The organism is Bacillus sp. FSL W8-0116, from assembly GCF_038003825.1.
In the GTDB taxonomy this organism is placed as follows: Bacteria; Bacillota; Bacilli; order Bacillales; family DSM-4216; genus Bacillus_O; species Bacillus_O smithii.
Genome location: NZ_JBBOPY010000001.1, coordinates 580471 through 598191, shown reverse-complemented (window position 1 = coordinate 598191; position 17721 = coordinate 580471). Strand labels below are relative to the sequence as shown.

The following is a 17721-nucleotide window of genomic DNA, read 5'->3' as shown; positions in this document are numbered from 1 at the left end:
AGCACTTTTAGCGGTCACGTTTACAGTCTGCCTTCTTCTCTTCTTTTTCGTTTTAATTTAAAGCCCGTTCCCATGATGGCGAATAATAAAATAATACAAATGATGATGCCGGCCAAGCTTTGTTCTGCGATGAATATGCCAATGCCAATGATGCTGGCGGCTGCTGCTACTGCAAAAAATAAGAAAATCCATTGAATGTTTTTCATCACCAGTTAAGCCTCCTTCTCTCTCATATTTTACATAACTCTTTTTCAATTTTCTACATTCTGTGATATAATTGATGGGTTAATGGAAAAACTTTTATTTCAACGTGCAAACAGACAATGCAAATTGCTGTGGTAATAGAAAGGAAGTATTACTTTGAATAGAAGGGAAAATATACGCAACATTGCTATCATTGCCCACGTAGACCACGGGAAAACAACATTGGTGGACCAATTGCTTCGCCAATCGGGAATTTTCCGATCCAATGAGCATGTGGAAGAGCGGGCGATGGACTCGAATGATTTGGAAAGAGAACGCGGTATTACCATTTTGGCAAAAAATACGGCTGTTCAATACAAAGATGTAAAGATCAATATTTTGGATACTCCTGGCCATGCTGACTTTGGAGGAGAAGTAGAACGTATTATGAAAATGGTCGATGGGGTACTGCTTGTGGTCGATGCCTATGAAGGTTGTATGCCGCAAACCCGATTTGTCTTGAAAAAAGCATTGGAACAAAATTTAACTCCTATCGTTGTAGTGAATAAAATCGACAGAGAATTCGCTCGTCCCGAAGAAGTAGTGGATGAAGTGCTTGAACTGTTTATCGAGTTGGATGCCAATGACGATCAACTTGAATTTCCTGTCATTTATGCTTCTGCCATTAACGGGACGGCAAGCACAACTCCAGACAAACAAGGAGAAAACATGCAGCCGCTGTTTGACGCGATCGTCGAGCATATCCCGGCTCCTGTAGATAATCGTAATGAACCGCTGCAATTTCAAGTGGCTCTGCTTGACTATAATGAATATGTGGGCCGGATTGGGATTGGACGTATTTTTAGAGGTTCCATGAAAGTAGGGCAACAAGTCGCTTTAATGAAACTGGACGGTACGGTGAAATCATTCCGTGTTACTAAAATGTTCGGCTTTTTCGGATTGAAAAGAGTGGAAATTGAAGAAGCGTATGCAGGCGATTTGGTGGCGGTATCGGGAATGGAAGATATCAACGTTGGAGAGACGGTATGTCCTATCGATCATCAGGAAGCATTGCCGCCATTACGAATTGATGAACCGACGCTGCAAATGACGTTTCTTGTCAACAACAGTCCGTTTGCCGGTCGAGAAGGCAAGTATGTGACTGCCAGAAAAATCGAAGAGCGCTTAATGGAACAATTGCAGACCGATGTCAGCTTGCGGGTGGAAAGCACGGATTCTCCCGATGCGTGGATAGTGTCTGGACGCGGGGAACTTCATTTGTCTATTTTAATTGAAAATATGCGTCGTGAAGGTTATGAGCTGCAAGTTTCAAAACCGGAAGTCATTATCAAAGAAATTGATGGCGTCAAATGTGAACCGGTGGAAAGAGTGCAAATCGACATTCCTGAAGAGCATACTGGCGCTGTGATTGAATCTCTCGGATCCCGAAAAGGCGAAATGCTCGATATGATCAATAACGGAAATGGTCAAGTACGATTGATTTTTATGGTTCCTGCCAGAGGATTAATTGGGTATACAACCGAATTTATGACATTGACGAAAGGTTACGGAATTTTAAATCATACCTTTGACAGTTACCAGCCAATGCAGCCTGGAAGAGTAGGAGGTCGCCGACAAGGAGTTCTTGTTTCAATGGAAACGGGGACGGCCACACCGTATGGAATCGGCCAGGTGGAAGACCGAGGCACTATTTTTGTGGAACCGGGAACAGAAATTTATGAAGGAATGATCGTCGGAGAGCATACTAGAGAAAATGATCTTGCTGTTAATATCACAAAAGTGAAGCATGCAACCAATGTCCGTTCAGCCACGAAAGATCAAACGACCGTTTTGAAAAAGCCAAGAATTCTTTCTTTGGAAGAGGCTTTGGAATATTTGAATGAAGATGAGTATTGTGAAGTAACGCCTGAATCGATTCGACTACGTAAAAAAATCTTGAATAAAAATGAACGGGAAAAATTGGAGAGAAAGAAAAAGTATTCAGATACACGCTCTTAAGGGGGAAAACACGTGGCAGGAATGGAACATGTCAGCCCGCTTTTGGCCCTCTTGATCCAGCTTGTGGGGGTGAAGGGGGCTGTCTGGTTGTACTTCGTGATCATCATTGTGTTATCCATCCTTGTGTATAATCTCGGGTTCGCCAGAAAGCTTTCTTTTGGGAAAAATATCGTGATTTATGTTCTCATGATCATGGGCTCTTTTATTTTGTTGATATTATCCTATCAGTTGCCTGTTGTGGAAAGTCTTTTTGTCGCAGCCATTGTATTAGGCATTTACCGAATCCGTCGAAACAAGAAAGAAGCAGAAAGTGAATGATGCGATTTTCCGTTGGTTATCGAAAAAATAGATTGTGTGTCATTGCAATTGGGCGTCAGGCAGACATGCCAAATCAAAATAAAAAAGAAGTTCCTGAATTCGGAACTTCTTTTTTATGTGCGCCCGGCATGTACATGAACTATAGGGTGTAAGTCCCGAACCCCGAAGACAGAAGTAGAGGTTAGCCAAGAGCAAGGGTGTCCGTGGTGACGCGGAATCTGAAGGAAGCTGGAGGCAAAACACCGGTCCGAGGAACACGAACCTCATATAAGGCTAGGTATGATGGAGTGAGTTTGCATAACAAAACAAAGCTCTTTCTGTCGAAGGTCATATCGAGTAAATGAGGCGGATAGATGGTGTGAAAGTGCATGTACTTACCCGGGGAGGTCTGGCGGATATGTGAAGTACTCTTCATAACCTACTTAGTGATAAGTAGCTGAACCGTCAGAAGTCAGCAGAGGTCATAGTACAAATAAGGTCGCTCCTTATTTGGAAGGACGGAACAATCAAAGAGGGTTTTCTACTCGGACATTCTAATGGAGCAATGACACAGACAATCCGAAACGGACTTACTTGAAGAGAGTAGTGGTGAATCCCACGAGGGACTTCAAGAGGGAGGAGCTTATATTAGGTCTATGGAAGAGAATAGAAAACACACGCAAGGAGTCCTATTTATGAGAATGGAACAGGTTTTATCACGTGAAAACTTACTAGAGGCACTTCACCGAGTGGAACGAAATAAAGGAAGTCATGGTGTGGACGGAATGAGTGTATCCGAACTAAGACCGTACATGATGGAACATTGGCATGAAATCCGCACGTCTCTACTGGAGGGAACCTACAAACCGCAACCAGTCCGACGAGTCGAAATTCCGAAACCGAACGGCGGTAAACGGAAACTAGGTATCCCTACTGTGATAGACCGTTTCATTCAACAGGCTTTAAACCAAGCATTCACACCCATATTTGATCCGGGATTCTCAGAGAATAGCTTTGGATTCCGCCGCAATAAGAATCTTGATAAATGGATAAGAAGAAGGCTCCGAATGATTATCTGGAAACAGTGGTTGAAGCCGAAAACGAAAATAAAGAAACTTATACAACTCGGAGTTCAACCATATAAAGCATATGAATGGGGAAATTCGAGGAAATCATATTGGAGAATCTCTAAAAGTCCCATATTACACAAAACCCTTGGCAACTCTTATTGGAGTAGCCAAGGGCTGAAAAGCCTGTACAGTAAATATGGCGAAAAGCGTCATTTATTTGATTGAACCGCCGTATACCGAACGGTACGTACGGTGGTGTGAGAGGACGGAGGTTCACCACCTCCTCCTACTCGATTGCCACTCGATTGCCATTCATAGACTATGAATGGTTGCTCATTTTTCCTGATCGGTATAAACGGAATTTCCCGGTGGCGATTCTTGCTTTTGTTCGTTCTGTAATCCGATCATGACACTCTTGGCACATATAGGTGTGGATCGGACGGTTCCTTAGCCGTTTTGCTAACACAGAATCGTCATCCAAATGGTCAACGCGGTCGCATAAAATGCATTTTACCCTCAAATTCAACACCTCATTACCAAATCAACTGTTCTTAAGTATACATTTTTTTTAAGTAAAAGGTAAGGGCCAAGAGTGGATGTCTGCGACCACTTTTTCTCACCATGTTTACGTCGACACTGATGCTTTATCTTATGATCATGCTGTAATGAAGACTTAGCCCTTTTTCCAACACTTTAAATAAATAAACCGTTGTTTTGAATCTACATCCGTTCATACCGATCTTTTAAAATAAACCAAAATTTTTATAAAAGGCTGTCGTGATCGACACTTTCAATTCCGAAAAAGTTTACATGCTTGCTTATGATCGCCTCAGAAGAATCGCTTTTTCCAAAAAATGATCGCCGTAAAGCAAGAAAGAAAAGCGGAAATCATAATGGCAATTGTAAAGGCATGTGGATAATGCTGGAATGGTATGGAGACGTTCATTCCAAAAAAGCTGGCTACCATTGTAGGCAACGATAAGATAATGGTGATGGAGGTTAAAAACTTCATCACAATATTGAGATTGTTCGAAATGACAGAGGCGAAAGCGTCCATCATTCCGCTAAGGATAGAAGTGTATGTTTCCGCCATTTCAATCGCTTGTTTATTCTCGATGATCACATCTTCGAGAAGTTCTTGGTCGTCCTCATACATTTTTAAAAAATTCCCATTTAACAATTTTTGCATAACAAGATTATTGGACTTTAACGAAGTGGTGAAATAAACTAGGCTTTTTTGCAAATCCAACAACGTATATAATTCTTGGTTTTTCATCGATTGATGCAATTCGGCTTCAACTGAATCCGTTTTTTTATTAATTTGTTTTAAATACAATAAATAATAAGTGGAAATTTTATATAGCATTTGGAGACAAAATCTTGTCTTTTTGTAAGTATAAAATTCTTTTACTTTGTTTTGAATAAAATCATCGAAAACGGAATTTTCTTTTAAACAAACCGTTACAAAACATTTTTCCGTGACGATGATTCCCATTGGGATCGTTTCATAAAAAGGTTTCTGTTTAGAATGATTGAAACTCTTCAGCGGAATATCAATGATCATCAGCAATTGATTGCGATGTTTTTCAATTCTGGATCTCTCTTCTTCATCCAAAGCATCCTTAATAAAATCCAAAGGAATTTCAAGTCTTTGGACGACATTTTGAATTTCTTCCTCTGTTGGAGAGACTAATTTTATCCAACAGCCATTTTTTATTTCGTTTATTTCAATAAGGTTTCCATGTTCGCTTGTGTAATAAATATTCATCATAATGCTTTCTTCCTCCCTCAGTTTGATTGAGGAAGTCAGAAACCATCCCAATTTAAGGATTGATAACTTTTATGAGTAATCAATCGTACATAGAGGGGCTGGTTTATGGCTTCCTCGGTTTTCGGTGGGTCCGGTTCATTGGAATTTTGACTACCCATAAAAGCTCAACTCCTTTTTAAATAATTGAACCCCCCTCACGAATAGATGAGGGGGGAACGTTCAAGAACCTTTTTCCCCCTAGTTTAGCTTTAGCACTATACAACGTAGAGAGTCATGCTCTCAGCCACATTGGGTTAAGCCTTAATCCGACCAAACCTGTTCTACCCAATGGCATCTTTCGATGTTTCTGGGCAGTGGCTTTTGTTTGTATAGGAGCCTCGCCTAACGAGGAAATTCATTTAATCTGTTTCGATTATAAATCTAATTATCAAGAAGTCAAGAATGTTTATTTAAAAGTGTTCAAATATTTTATGGCTTCGAGTTTTATATAAATGAGCATTTTGCATATTTTTTGACCCAAGAGCCATAAGGATTTCAAAGACACAAAAAAGGACTTCACCCCTAAAATGTAGAATTTTTGAAGTGACGAAACCACAAAAATTCAAAAGGAGGAAGTCACTTTGTATATTCTACAAGAAAGCCTATTTTCCTTTGAAGAACTGCAAAAATTAGAGTCAAAAGAGAAATTACCTATCTTTTTTAGCTCGCTTGATTTACGCCCTTATGCTAAACAGTTGAGAAGTTCTTCACCCCGAGGGGCTGACGGTCATTCCAGAGAAGGGATTCTAAGGGCTCTCATCGCTGCCCCACTCGAAGGCATCGACACCTTTACCGCCCTTCATCATCGATTGGATAAAGACCTTCGTTTCCGTTATCAATGCGGTTTATCGATTGATCGCCCCGCACCGTCTATCTCCACTCTCAGCCGGGTTTTTGCGGCACTTACCAAAAAAAAGCTGGCTGAAAAGATCTTCCTTGACTTGGTACAGTTAGCTCAGGAGGAAGGAATAATTGACGGCAGCCACCAGGCCATCGACAGTGCCGCCATTGATGCCTATGAAAAGAAACAGCCCAAAAAGCGTAGTGAACAAACGGGTAATGCCAATTGGGGCGCAAAATATGATTCCTTCGGCAATAAAATTACCTGGTTTGGCTATAAGATGCATCTTTCAGTCGATACCGCAAGCGAACTGCCAATGGCCATAAAAGTAACCCCTGCCCATGTGAACGATGGAGAAGTCGCACCAGAATGAATAGAGCAAGTGGCAGAGCGTACCAAATCCAAAATTGAATTTCTGATCATGGATGGCGGATATGACCAACTAAAAAACTATGAATCAGCCAAAAACATTGGAGCGCAAGCCATTATCCCGCTCAATTTGCGCAACGAAAAAGAGCCTCCTGAAGGGATTTCTTCCAATGGAACTCCGCGTTGTTCCATGGGTTATGAAATGACTTATTGGGGAGCTGATAAGGACCAGCTCAAGTTCAGATGTCCTCACGCAACCGGCAAAGTGGATTGCCCATTAGGAATGGCAGCCTGTTCATCTTCCAACTATGGAATGGTGGTAAAAGTCGACATCAAAAAGGATGTGCGCCGATATTCCAATCCGCACCGTGATACAAAACGTTGGAAAGAGCTTTACAACGAGAGGACAAGTGTAGAACGCTGTAATTCAAGAATGAAAAGCTACCTTACGGCGAACTCCCTACATGTATGGGGAATTGAAAAAGTAAAGACCCATATTTACCTGAACGCTATTGTATTACTTGTTTCAGCGCTAGCGATGGCAAAGGAAAATAAAGGGAAGAAAGCCGCTTAAAAAAATTCAATGTGAAAAATTCTGTAGGTATGCCCGAAAACAAGATTATTGTAATATTTTGTAAAATAACATGCTGGTAGCTATTTGTCGAGTGCTTTATTTTTTATACTTTTATCCAAAAAATCTAATTTTGCAAAATGCTCAAATAAAAATAGAGTCGCATCTCTTTATGATCAATATAAATTCATGATCATCACGAGGAAAAATGGTGCACGCGTCATGGAACAATAAGTCCGTGAGGGTTATCGTATTCAAAATGAAATCTTATTTTTTCAAGAGGATTTTTAAAAAGAAAAGGGAATTAAATAGATAGAGTCAACGAAACGTTTTATTCAATTAAGAAGCCGTTTTAAGTATGACTTTACTTCACTTCAACGATGTTTAAGTGCTTTTTTTCAGCAAAAAAATCAACTCCTTGGAAGAAGAAAAGAAGGAGCCGATTTTTAGTTTATATTTAGTTTGATGATGTGTCAAAAAGATCTACATCTTAGAATGCGGTGATCTCATTTGATGAAAGAAAGTGTATTCGTTATGGATGAGAAGGTCTCTTTTGGAAAGTAAGACACTTTGGTCGGTGTTCGTTTGGAATAGAGACCCTTTTCAACTTTGTTTAAACTATGTTTGGAAAAATGGACTGTCATCATGTGAATTCGTTTGGATGAAAACATTCTCCTTTGTGTCAGCGGTTTTTCATTTGATTCGATTGATCTTGCTGTTCTTTTTCCAACTTGTGGTCCTGTCGATCAGGTAAATTCCTTTTTGGATGTTCGGTTGCCCGGTCGGGGTTTTTTTGTTCCACAATTTGATTCGGAATTTCAGGCATGACTCTGCCGACAATATCGGATAATTCCTCCATAATCCCTTGAACCGGTCGACCGTTTCGAATGTCCGTTTGGATTTCTTTTAGACGAGCGTTCATGTCGGGATCCGCTATTACAACCGCTCTGGATCCGTATGGATCGTGTTTTAAACTTTCAGCTACCGAATATTTGATGGAACCAACCTGTGATCTGTCAATATTAGGATTGACATCTATTCCTACAACAGCATAGGGGCCGAGAACAACCGCTCGGGCGTTTTCAACATTTGGTACGCTGTCCGCTAATTTAGCTAAGTGATTCGCTTTTCTTTGCCCACTTTCTCTGTCCAGCGGACGGGGATTGCTGTTTTTCACTTGCGTGAGTGGCGCATTTTGATTTGGATTCGTACGGTTTTCGTTTTCGGCTATATTTTTGTTTCCGGAACAAGAGGCCAATAATAAAACGGCTAAAAGGAATAGCCAAGTTTTCAATGGATTTCACCTCAAATCTTTCTGATCTTTTTCGTTCTGTTTTTATTTTGCAGGGATCTTCCAACTTTATTCAAAAGACTGTGATTTTTTGAAAAGGAAGTCCAATTTTTTGAACTGAAGCAAGAAATTCTTCATATAATAGTAACAAACTAAAACGACTGAATTTGCGGGTTTTTATCTCGACATTCTTGAATTTTTTACGTATTAGGGATATGAATGTCGATCTTAAAATCGGCTAAAGCCTACATCAGGTTTTGAGTTGAAGCTTCATGAATCGCGTTGTTGCAGTCGTTTGAAGTCAAAGAGGAGGATGTTGCGACTCTGTAGCTGCAGCCGCCAGAAAACTGCAGTTGCGAAATTTGCGGCAATCAAAGCTGTATCAAGAAAATGGAGCAGGAGGCATGGATTTGGGGAAAATTTATGTTTTAGATACCAATGTCTTGTTGCAAGATCCATACGCCATTTTTTCATTTGAAGACAATGAAGTGGTGATACCGGCTGTTGTCCTCGAAGAACTGGATTCGAAAAAAAGGAATATGGATGAAATTGGAAGAAACGCAAGACAAGTATCGAAATTAATTGATGGGTTACGACAATCTGGAAAGCTCCATGAAAAAATTCGCCTTCCAAACCGCGGAACGCTCAGAATTGAATTAAATCATCGTTCGTTTCAGCAACTTCAAGAAATCTTTGTGGAAAAAACGAATGATAATCGAATTTTGGCCGTAGCCAAAAATTTATCACTTGAAGAGGCAGCAAAAGAAAATGGGCGCCCGGTTATATTAGTCAGCAAAGATATTTTAGTCCGTGTAAAAGCTGATGTGATCGGGTTGCAGGCAGAAGATTTTCTGAATGACAGAGTGATTGAGTTCAATGATCTTTATACGGGGTTTTTAGAGTGTTATATCTCCAACGAAGCTTTAAACCAATTTTATGTAAAAGGCGAACTCTCTCTTTCAGAATTAACCCAGCATCCATTTTATCCACATCAATTTCTCATCTTAAAAGATGCGTTGGGAAGTTCCCAATCGGCTATTGGCATAGTGGCTGAAGACGGAAAACATGTAAGGAAACTTAAATACAATCAAGAGCCGGTTTGGGGAATTCGGCCTAGAAATGTACAGCAAATAATGGGATTGGAACTTTTGCTAAGGCAAGATATTCCACTCGTCACGCTAGTGGGAAAAGCAGGAACAGGGAAAACGTTGCTGGCGCTGGCTGCCGGATTATTGCAGACAGAAGATATGGATTTGTATAAAAAGATGCTCGTTGCAAGACCGATTGTCCCTATGGGGAAAGATATCGGCTATTTGCCGGGCGAGAAACAGGAAAAACTAAGACCGTGGACCCAGTCGATATTCGATAATTTAGAATTTTTATTCAATACCAAAAAACCGGGGGAAATTGACAATATTCTGGCAGGAATGAACTCCATTGAAGTAGAAGCACTGACGTATATAAGAGGCAGAAGTATTCCAGAACAGTTTATTATTATCGATGAAGCGCAAAATTTAACCAAACATGAAGCCAAAACCATATTAACGAGAGTTGGAGAACGAAGCAAAATAGTTCTAATGGGGGATACCGCCCAGATTGATCACCCCTATTTAGACGAATATAACAATGGTTTAACCTATGTTGTTGAAAAATTTAAAGATCAAAAAGTGGCCGGACATATTAAATTAATGAAAGGAGAGCGCTCTGACCTTGCACAATTAGCGGCGGATATTTTATAAAAAGCGTTCGCCATCCATTCTTCGTCCGCGACTTTTGTCTTTCGAGCTCCAAACGTTTTGAAAAAAATAACATCTTTCGGTTGGAAAAGCTTAGCAGCGGCATATGTTAGAAAAGGACGGCTATCATAGGCCGCTGCTCATTTGTTGTAAAAATACTAGAATTTCAGCCGTTGTAAAGGTGTATGGGCATGCAACGGAGTACTGTGCTGCGGACGGACAGCAAAACGGATCGGCGTGGATCGTTCCCTTTTACTGTCCAGCCGGATTGTACTGGAAAAATTTTTTTCAGAGAAAAAGAACAGCCGTTTATTCTACACGAAGCGCTCTGACATGTTTGATCGGGTTTTGCTTATTGGAACCGTCTCCAAAATAGATGTGTACAGGACCATCTTCCCGCAATGGCTTGCCGTTTTTGGAAAAACAAAGGATTAAGTCATAAGCTTTTTCCAAAGGAACAGCTTCTTCTCCTTCAGCTGTTTCGATGACCAAAGTGGTTGCATCTTTTTCCGGTTCGGCATTTTTTAAAAATGGGGCCAGCTTGATACCGAATGTTCCCGTTAATAATTTTTCCTTTTCAAATTTTTTTTCGGTTTTAATAGTAGGCGGAGAGACGGCGCCTTCACGAATTTCCCGTTCCCAATATTTCGACACTTTCTTCGTATAATCTTCTTCCGTTTCTTCTGTTTGCTGATCTTCTTGATCAAAATATGTATTTAAATCAATGCGTCGATCATCGAAAATCCATACACCGGCATCCATCGTAACCGGATATTTCACTTTTCCTTTAAAGGGAATGATCGTGTTCATACCATGTTCCTCCTTTTCTTCTTCAACTTAAGTATATCCTTTCAAAGAAGTCTTGTCACATTCTTTTAGAGCTCCTATTATAGAGTAGGGGAAAAGAGAAATAGGAGCATTGGAACATCCCGGAAAAGAGCATCCTCCTTCCTTTCCCTTGCAAAAAACGAATTTTAACGATAAAATTTCATAATAAGTGATGAATCGCTCGGAAACGGGGGGATTGTAATGGCGTCGGAAACGACTTTGGATCACCGGGAAAAGGCCTACTCACTTTTGAAAGCAGACGCAGAAAAAATTTTGCGTTTAATAAAAGTACAAATGGAAAACTTAACGATGCCCCAATGCCCTCTTTATGAGGAAGTGTTGGATACTCAAATGTTTGGCTTATCCCGTGAAATAGATTTTGCAGTTCGATTAGGATTGGTGAATGAAGCAGATGGCAAAAAGCTGCTTGATTCTTTGGAAAAAGAGCTGTCTGCCATTCATGAAGCGATCTCAAAGGAATAAACATGAGTAAGAACTCAAACATTACGCAGTGTATTTGTTTGAGTTTTTTTGTAGATACAAGCAGGAAATTTCAATATCATGTCGAATTTGTGAACAATACATAATAGAATGGAAGAGTAGTATGTTTAAGAAAATCTTGAAATCTTTTGATTACAGCTTAATAATAGTTTATATCATACTTAGCCTGTTTGGATTGGTGATGGTTTACAGCGCTAGTTCTGTCACTGCAGTCCAACGGTATGGCGTTCCAAGCGACTACTTTTATTCCAAACAAAAATTGCATATTATGGTTGCTTTTCTGCTGTTTGCTATTATGGCTTTTTTTCCTTATAAAGCCTTAAAAAATAGCAAGTTTTTATTCTCTATGATTGCCACCATTACAGCGGGGCTTATCCTTATATTTTTTTTCGGGCATGTTTCCAATAACGCGCAAAGCTGGTTTCGAGTGGGGTCAAACAGCCTTCAGCCCGCTGAGTTTGCCAAGCTTGCTGTCATTATCTATATGTCAGCTGTATATGCCAAAAAGCAGAAATACATCAACTCTTTTGACAAGGGTGTCATACCACCAATTATATTATTGATCTTTATTTGCTTGTTGATTGCTTTACAGCCTGACTTTGGAACGGCATTCATTATCTTTATGATCGGCGCAACGGTCATTTTGACGTCAGGAATGAAATTTAAGAATATCGGTAAATTGATCCTTCTGGGTCTGGTGATTAGCCTTCTTTTATCACCTGTTGTTTTGTTGAAAAAAGACAAGATTTTTACTCCTGTAAAAATGGGGCGTGTGGAAGGTTTTCTAGATCCGTTTAAACAGAAAAGTGACCAAGGGTACCAATTAGTTAACTCTTATTTGGCTATCGGATCGGGAGGAATTAAGGGGCTTGGTTTGGGACAAAGTGTTCAAAAATTAGGTTATTTGCCGGAGCCCCATACCGATTTTATAATGGCGGTTATCGCTGAAGAATTAGGGCTTGTTGGAGTAGTGATTGTATTGGGAGGGATTGCCTTTCTGGTATTGAGAGGAATTTATACTGGCATACAGTGCCAGGACCCTTTTGGTTCCATGTTGGCAGTTGGCATTTCCAGCATGATTGCCATTCAATCTTTTATTAATCTCGGTGGTATTTTAGGATTGATTCCCATTACTGGGGTACCCCTTCCTTTTATCAGCTATGGAGGCTCCTCCCTCATTTTGCTGGCCCTATCGATGGGTATATTGGTCAATATTTCCATGTTTAACTATTATGAGAAACACTTTAAGAAATAAGGCTAGAATAATGTGGCTTATTACGCGTGAAAGCGGTTCACGTGCCTTTTGTTACATAGAAAAGGTTGTCCTGCACAAAAGAATAGGGGGTGATCGATCCTTTCATTAGTGCAGGGCAATAATAAGCCAAATTCGGCAAAATGGTTGTATGGTTCTGGCCATGGAGATTCTTGCCAAAACCGATCAGCCATTTTGTTGCAGGTTCCTTAAGCCAATATATATAAACATTTTGATTGCATTGGGGGAGAGAAATGATGAAAAAGATCGAGAAAGTGCTTGTGGCCAATAGGGGTGAAATTGCCATTCGCGTATTTCGGGCATGCACAGAATTAAATATTCGAACGGTGGCTATCTATTCAAAAGAAGATTCCGGTTCTTACCATCGTTATAAAGCGGATGAAGCTTATTTAGTCGGTGAAGGAAAAAAGCCGATAGACGCTTATTTAGATATAGAAGGGATACTTGAAATTGCGAAGAACGCAGAAGTGGATGCCATTCATCCAGGCTACGGTTTTTTGTCTGAAAATATTGAATTTGCAAGAAGATGCGAAGAAGAGGGAATTATTTTCATAGGTCCGCGGACCGAACATTTGGATATGTTTGGAGACAAAGTTAAAGCCAGAAAACAAGCGCAGCGAGCAGGAATTCCTGTTATTCCAGGAAGCGATGGCCCAGTTTCCGGTTATGAAGAGATTGAAGCGTTTGGGGAAAAATATGGTTACCCGATCATCATTAAAGCAGCATTGGGCGGTGGCGGACGCGGTATGCGAATTGTTCATAGCAGTGAAGAAGTGAAAGAAGCTTACGAACGAGCTGCGTCGGAAGCGAAAGCCGCATTTGGCAGCAGTGAAGTCTATGTTGAAAAATTTGTCCAAAATCCGAAACATATCGAAGTCCAAATTCTTAGAGATAAAGAAGGAAATATCATTCATCTGTATGAACGCGATTGCTCCGTACAGCGCCGGCATCAGAAAGTAGTCGAAGTGGCTCCTTGCGTTTCTTTATCGGATGAACTTCGCGAAAAAATTTGTGAAGCAGCTGTTCAATTAATGAAAAACGTTCAATACGAAAACGCAGGTACGGTCGAGTTTTTAGTTTCGGGTGAAAATTTTTACTTTATTGAAGTAAACCCGCGCATTCAAGTAGAACATACCATCACAGAACTGATCACTGGCATCGATATTGTACAAACCCAAATTATGATTGCGAAAGGGTACTCGTTACATAGTGAAAAAATAGGGATTCCAAAACAAGAAAACATTCATCTTAACGGATATGCCATTCAATCACGTGTGACAACAGAAGATCCAACGAACAATTTTATGCCGGATACAGGAAAAATCATGGCTTATCGTTCCGGCGGAGGATTTGGAGTACGATTAGATGCAGGAAATGGATTTCAAGGAGCAGTCATTACACCTTATTACGACTCGCTATTAGTGAAAGTGTCTACTTGGGCGCTAACGTTTGAGCAAGCGGCCGCAAAAATGGTTCGAAACCTCCAAGAATTCAGAATTCGCGGAATCAAAACAAATATTCCATTTTTGGAAAATGTCATGAAACACGAAAAGTTTCTGTCGGGAAATTACGACACGTCTTTTTTAGATACAACACCTGAATTATTTATTTTTCCAAAAAGAAAAGACCGCGGCACCAAAATGTTAAACTACATCGGAACGATCACCGTCAACGGATTCCCGGGCATTGAAAAAAAGAAAAAACCGGTATTTGACAAACCTCGGATCCCTAAAATTAAGCATTACGAGGAAATACAGTCAGGAACAAAACAAATTCTGGACAAAGAAGGGCCGGACGGACTTGTCAAATGGGTGAAAAATCAAAAGAATTTGTTGTTGACAGATACCACTTTCCGCGATGCTCATCAATCGCTTTTGGCAACTCGGGTAAGAACGAATGACCTCGTTCGCATTGCCGAACCAACAGCACGACTGCTCCCTAATTTGTTTTCATTGGAAATGTGGGGAGGAGCTACCTTTGATGTCGCCTATCGGTTTTTGAAAGAAGACCCGTGGGATCGATTGCTGCAATTGAGAAAAGAAATTCCCAATATTTTATTTCAAATGCTGTTAAGAGCATCGAATGCAGTCGGTTATAAAAATTATCCTGACAATGTCATTCGCGAATTTGTAGCAAAATCTGCAGATGCAGGAATTGATGTTTTCCGAATTTTTGATAGCCTCAACTGGGTTAAAGGGATGGAAGTAGCCATTGATGCGGTTCGACAATCCGGGAAAATTGCGGAAGCAGCCATATGTTATACGGGGGATATAGATGATCCGACTCGAACGAAGTACGATATTCAATATTACAAAAATCTTGCTAAAGAGCTTGAAAATCAAGGCGCTCACATTCTCGGCATTAAAGATATGGCCGGCTTATTGAAACCGCAATCCGCTTACAGATTAATTTCTGAATTGAAGGAAACGGTGGATATTCCCATCCATTTGCATACGCATGATACGAGCGGAAACGGCATTTATATGTACGCCAAGGCAACAGAAGCAGGAGTCGATATTGTGGATGTAGCGCTCAGTTCTATGGCTGGTTTGACATCACAGCCAAGCGCGAATACCTTATACTATGCGCTAAAAGGGACGGAAAGAGAACCCATTGTGGATGTGGAAGGGCTTGAACAACTTTCCCGATATTGGGAAGATGTACGCAAATATTATAAAGACTTCGAAAGCGGCATGGTGGCGCCGCATACAGAAGTTTACCAGCACGAAATGCCCGGAGGCCAGTACAGCAACCTTCAACAACAAGCAAAAGCAGTTGGTCTTGGAGATCGCTGGGATGAAGTGAAAGAAATGTACCATCGGGTTAATATGATGTTTGGCGATATTGTGAAAGTGACCCCTTCTTCGAAAGTAGTAGGAGATATGGCCTTATTTATGGTGCAAAATGATCTTTCGGAAGAAGATGTGTTGGAAAAGGGTGAAACGATTGATTTCCCTGATTCTGTTGTTGAATTTTTCCAAGGATATCTCGGACAGCCATATGGAGGATTTCCTGAAAAACTGCAAAAAGTCATCTTAAAAGAGAAAGAACCCATTACCGTCAGACCTGGTGAATTGCTCGAAAGCGTCGATTTCAAAGCTTTAAGGGATGAACTAATCCATGAACTTGGACGTCAAGTAACCGCTCATGAAGTGATAGCCTACGCATTATATCCAAAAGTATTTTTGGACTATATTCAAGCTGTGGAAAAATATGGCGATCTATCTGTTCTCGATACACCGACTTTCCTTTACGGTATGAGATTAGGAGAAGAAATTGAAGTAGAAATTGAAAGAGGTAAAACGTTGATTGTCAAGCTGGTATCCATCGGTCAAGCCCAAGCCGACGGCACAAGAATTGTCTATTTTGAATTGAATGGCCAGCCTCGTGAAGTGGTCATCAAAGATGAAAGCATTAAATCAACAGTCGCTACAAGAGTAAAAGCAGACTTGAAAAATAAAAACCATATCGCTGCAACGATGCCGGGTACGGTGATGAAAGTTATTGTTTCGAAAGGAGAAAAAGTTAAAAAAGGCGACCATTTAATGATCACGGAAGCAATGAAAATGGAAACGACTGTTCAAGCTCCTTTTTCCGGCGTTGTGAAAGATATTTATGTAAAAAGCGGCGATGCCATTTCAACAGGTGATTTACTGATTGAGCTGCAAAAATAAGAAATAAAAAAACAGCGAAACATTTTAAATCTTAAGGAAAATGGGTGTGTTTCTTTTTTGAATGATTCATCCATGACAAAAAGGCGGCAAACGAAATGGTTTGCCGCCTTTTTTATGTCGTTTCATTATGAAATAGTTGTTGGACGAGTAGTGGACATTTTTTCTTTTGCCGGTGACATACCCGGTTCTTTCACGTTGCTTCTTAATACTAACAATACTAAGTAACATAAAAGAGCAAATAAACAAGAAATAAATAAGGCATGCAAGAGTGCAATATAGAGATTTAAACGGGTATAAATACTTAAAGCGCCAGTAAACACTTGTAAGATCATCAAACTTAACGCAATGATCGAACCCCAATAAATCACCCGCTGATTCTTATAATGTTTTACTGCGATATACGCAATATAAGCAATCCACACGAAGAAGGCAGCAGCTGCGAGACGATGCCCCATTTGTATCCATTCGTGCATGTTGGCAGGAAGTGCGGGTTGCGAATTCACGCATAAAGGCCAATCTTTGCAAATAAGACTGGCGTTTGTGTGCCGGACAAGCGCTCCAGTGTACACAACGATGTAGCTGTATATGGTCACTCCGATAATATTCCACTTCATTTTTTTGCTGATTGTCAAAGTAGCGGCATCAAACTTTTTATCTACTTCAAATATCAATAATGTCAGCAAAAATATGGCTGCAAAAGAGATTAATGAAATACCGAAATGGAGTGCGAGAACGAAAGAAGACTGTCCCCAAACGACGGCGGCGGCACCAATTAATGCCTGCAGCACTAAGAACAAAACGGACATTATAACTAAAAATTTTGTTTCTTTCACATGGCCGATGGCGATCCAAGACCAAATCGATAAAGCCACTACAAAGATTGAGACTCCACCAGTAACAAATCTATGAGCCAATTCTATCACTGTGGCAACCGTAATGTGATCGGGTATCACTTGGCCTTTACACAATGGCCACGAATGGCCGCATCCCATTCCGGAATTTGTTTTGGTTACCAGAGCTCCTCCTATTAACACGAAAAGCATACCGAGCGAAGAAAGAACAGCCAACCATTTTAATCCTCGATGCAATGTTATTCACCTTCTTAAAACAGTATTAAAATGTTGTTTTGATGTTTATCACTGTAACGATCATACAGAACAATGAAAGAAAAAACAATGATTAAGGAAACTATCAAACTTTTTTGACCAAAAATCATGTGAAAATTTTCGCATTTTCGCATCATGATGGATCAAGAGGT

At 40.3% G+C, this 17721-nt stretch carries 12 protein-coding genes, 2 pseudogenes and 1 riboswitch; of the genes and pseudogenes, 8 read left to right on the top strand and 6 right to left on the bottom strand.

From position 1 onward, the window contains the following. Nucleotides 1–20: 20 nt before the first annotated feature. The gene (locus N1I86_RS02790; protein ID WP_003354423.1) at nucleotides 21–206 is read right to left on the bottom strand and encodes a YlaF family protein; all 186 of its coding nucleotides are present in this window, start codon (nucleotides 204–206) and stop codon (nucleotides 21–23) included. A 154-nt stretch (nucleotides 207–360) separates the two neighbouring features. Between N1I86_RS02790 and typA the strand changes: the two genes are divergently transcribed. The 3 genes and pseudogenes from typA to N1I86_RS16680 form a co-directional block, all read left to right on the top strand. Then, nucleotides 361–2202 (top strand): translational GTPase TypA, encoded by a 1842-nt coding sequence (gene typA / locus N1I86_RS02785; RefSeq protein ID WP_003354424.1) that lies wholly within the window; start codon nucleotides 361–363, stop codon nucleotides 2200–2202. A 21-nt stretch (nucleotides 2203–2223) separates the two neighbouring features. Further along, complete coding sequence (locus tag N1I86_RS02780) at nucleotides 2224–2520, top strand: YlaH-like family protein (RefSeq protein WP_040341542.1); 297 nt, start codon at nucleotides 2224–2226, stop codon at nucleotides 2518–2520. Nucleotides 2521–3194: 674 nt separating this feature from the next. Further along, nucleotides 3195–3524, top strand: a pseudogene (locus tag N1I86_RS16680) (group II intron reverse transcriptase/maturase); the annotation flags it as partial. A gap of 364 nt (nucleotides 3525–3888) precedes the next feature. Here the strand turns inward: N1I86_RS16680 and N1I86_RS02770 are convergent. Then, nucleotides 3889–4089 carry a YlaI family protein gene (locus tag N1I86_RS02770; protein ID WP_081473078.1) on the bottom strand — a complete coding sequence of 67 codons (201 nt, stop codon included), beginning with the start codon at nucleotides 4087–4089 and terminating at the stop codon, nucleotides 3889–3891. 309 nt (nucleotides 4090–4398) lie between these two features. Then, complete coding sequence (locus N1I86_RS02765; protein ID WP_003354429.1) at nucleotides 4399–5340, bottom strand: magnesium transporter CorA family protein; 942 nt, start codon at nucleotides 5338–5340, stop codon at nucleotides 4399–4401. Nucleotides 5341–5567: 227 nt separating this feature from the next. Next, a riboswitch (M-box (ykoK) riboswitch) is annotated at nucleotides 5568–5736 on the bottom strand. 224 nt (nucleotides 5737–5960) lie between these two features. On the opposite strand from N1I86_RS02765, the pseudogene N1I86_RS02760 reads away from it, so the two are divergent. Next, nucleotides 5961–7163: pseudogene (locus tag N1I86_RS02760) on the top strand (transposase). A 679-nt stretch (nucleotides 7164–7842) separates the two neighbouring features. Here N1I86_RS02760 and N1I86_RS02755 read toward each other — a convergent pair. Then, entirely contained in the window at nucleotides 7843–8454 is a 612-nt protein-coding gene (locus N1I86_RS02755; RefSeq protein WP_341094841.1) for a YhcN/YlaJ family sporulation lipoprotein, read from the bottom strand. 407 nt (nucleotides 8455–8861) lie between these two features. Here N1I86_RS02755 and N1I86_RS02750 point away from each other — a divergent pair, with 407 nt between their 5' ends. Further along, entirely contained in the window at nucleotides 8862–10190 is a 1329-nt protein-coding gene (locus N1I86_RS02750; RefSeq protein ID WP_040341485.1) for a PhoH family protein, read from the top strand. Between the two features lie 306 nt (nucleotides 10191–10496). Here the strand turns inward: N1I86_RS02750 and N1I86_RS02745 are convergent, their stop codons facing one another. Continuing rightward, the gene (locus N1I86_RS02745; protein ID WP_341094839.1) at nucleotides 10497–10997 is read right to left on the bottom strand and encodes a peptidyl-prolyl cis-trans isomerase; all 501 of its coding nucleotides are present in this window, start codon (nucleotides 10995–10997) and stop codon (nucleotides 10497–10499) included. Between the two features lie 219 nt (nucleotides 10998–11216). Between N1I86_RS02745 and N1I86_RS02740 the strand changes: the two genes are divergently transcribed. The 3 genes from N1I86_RS02740 to pyc all read left to right on the top strand — a co-directional run bounded on the left by N1I86_RS02740 (nucleotide 11217) and on the right by pyc (nucleotide 16463). Next, nucleotides 11217–11498: a YlaN family protein gene (locus N1I86_RS02740; protein WP_003354435.1), complete on the top strand. Its 282-nt coding sequence runs from the start codon at nucleotides 11217–11219 to the stop codon at nucleotides 11496–11498. Nucleotides 11499–11619: 121 nt separating this feature from the next. Next, entirely contained in the window at nucleotides 11620–12771 is a 1152-nt protein-coding gene (locus N1I86_RS02735; RefSeq protein WP_003354437.1) for an FtsW/RodA/SpoVE family cell cycle protein, read from the top strand. Nucleotides 12772–13025: 254 nt separating this feature from the next. Further along, the gene (pyc, locus tag N1I86_RS02730) at nucleotides 13026–16463 is read left to right on the top strand and encodes a pyruvate carboxylase (protein WP_341097236.1); all 3438 of its coding nucleotides are present in this window, start codon (nucleotides 13026–13028) and stop codon (nucleotides 16461–16463) included. Nucleotides 16464–16588: 125 nt separating this feature from the next. On the opposite strand, the gene N1I86_RS02725 is transcribed toward pyc, so the two are convergent. After that, on the bottom strand, nucleotides 16589–17551 hold the full coding sequence (locus N1I86_RS02725; RefSeq protein ID WP_341094837.1) for a COX15/CtaA family protein: 963 nt from the start codon (nucleotides 17549–17551) through the stop codon (nucleotides 16589–16591). Nucleotides 17552–17721: the final 170 nt, after the last annotated feature.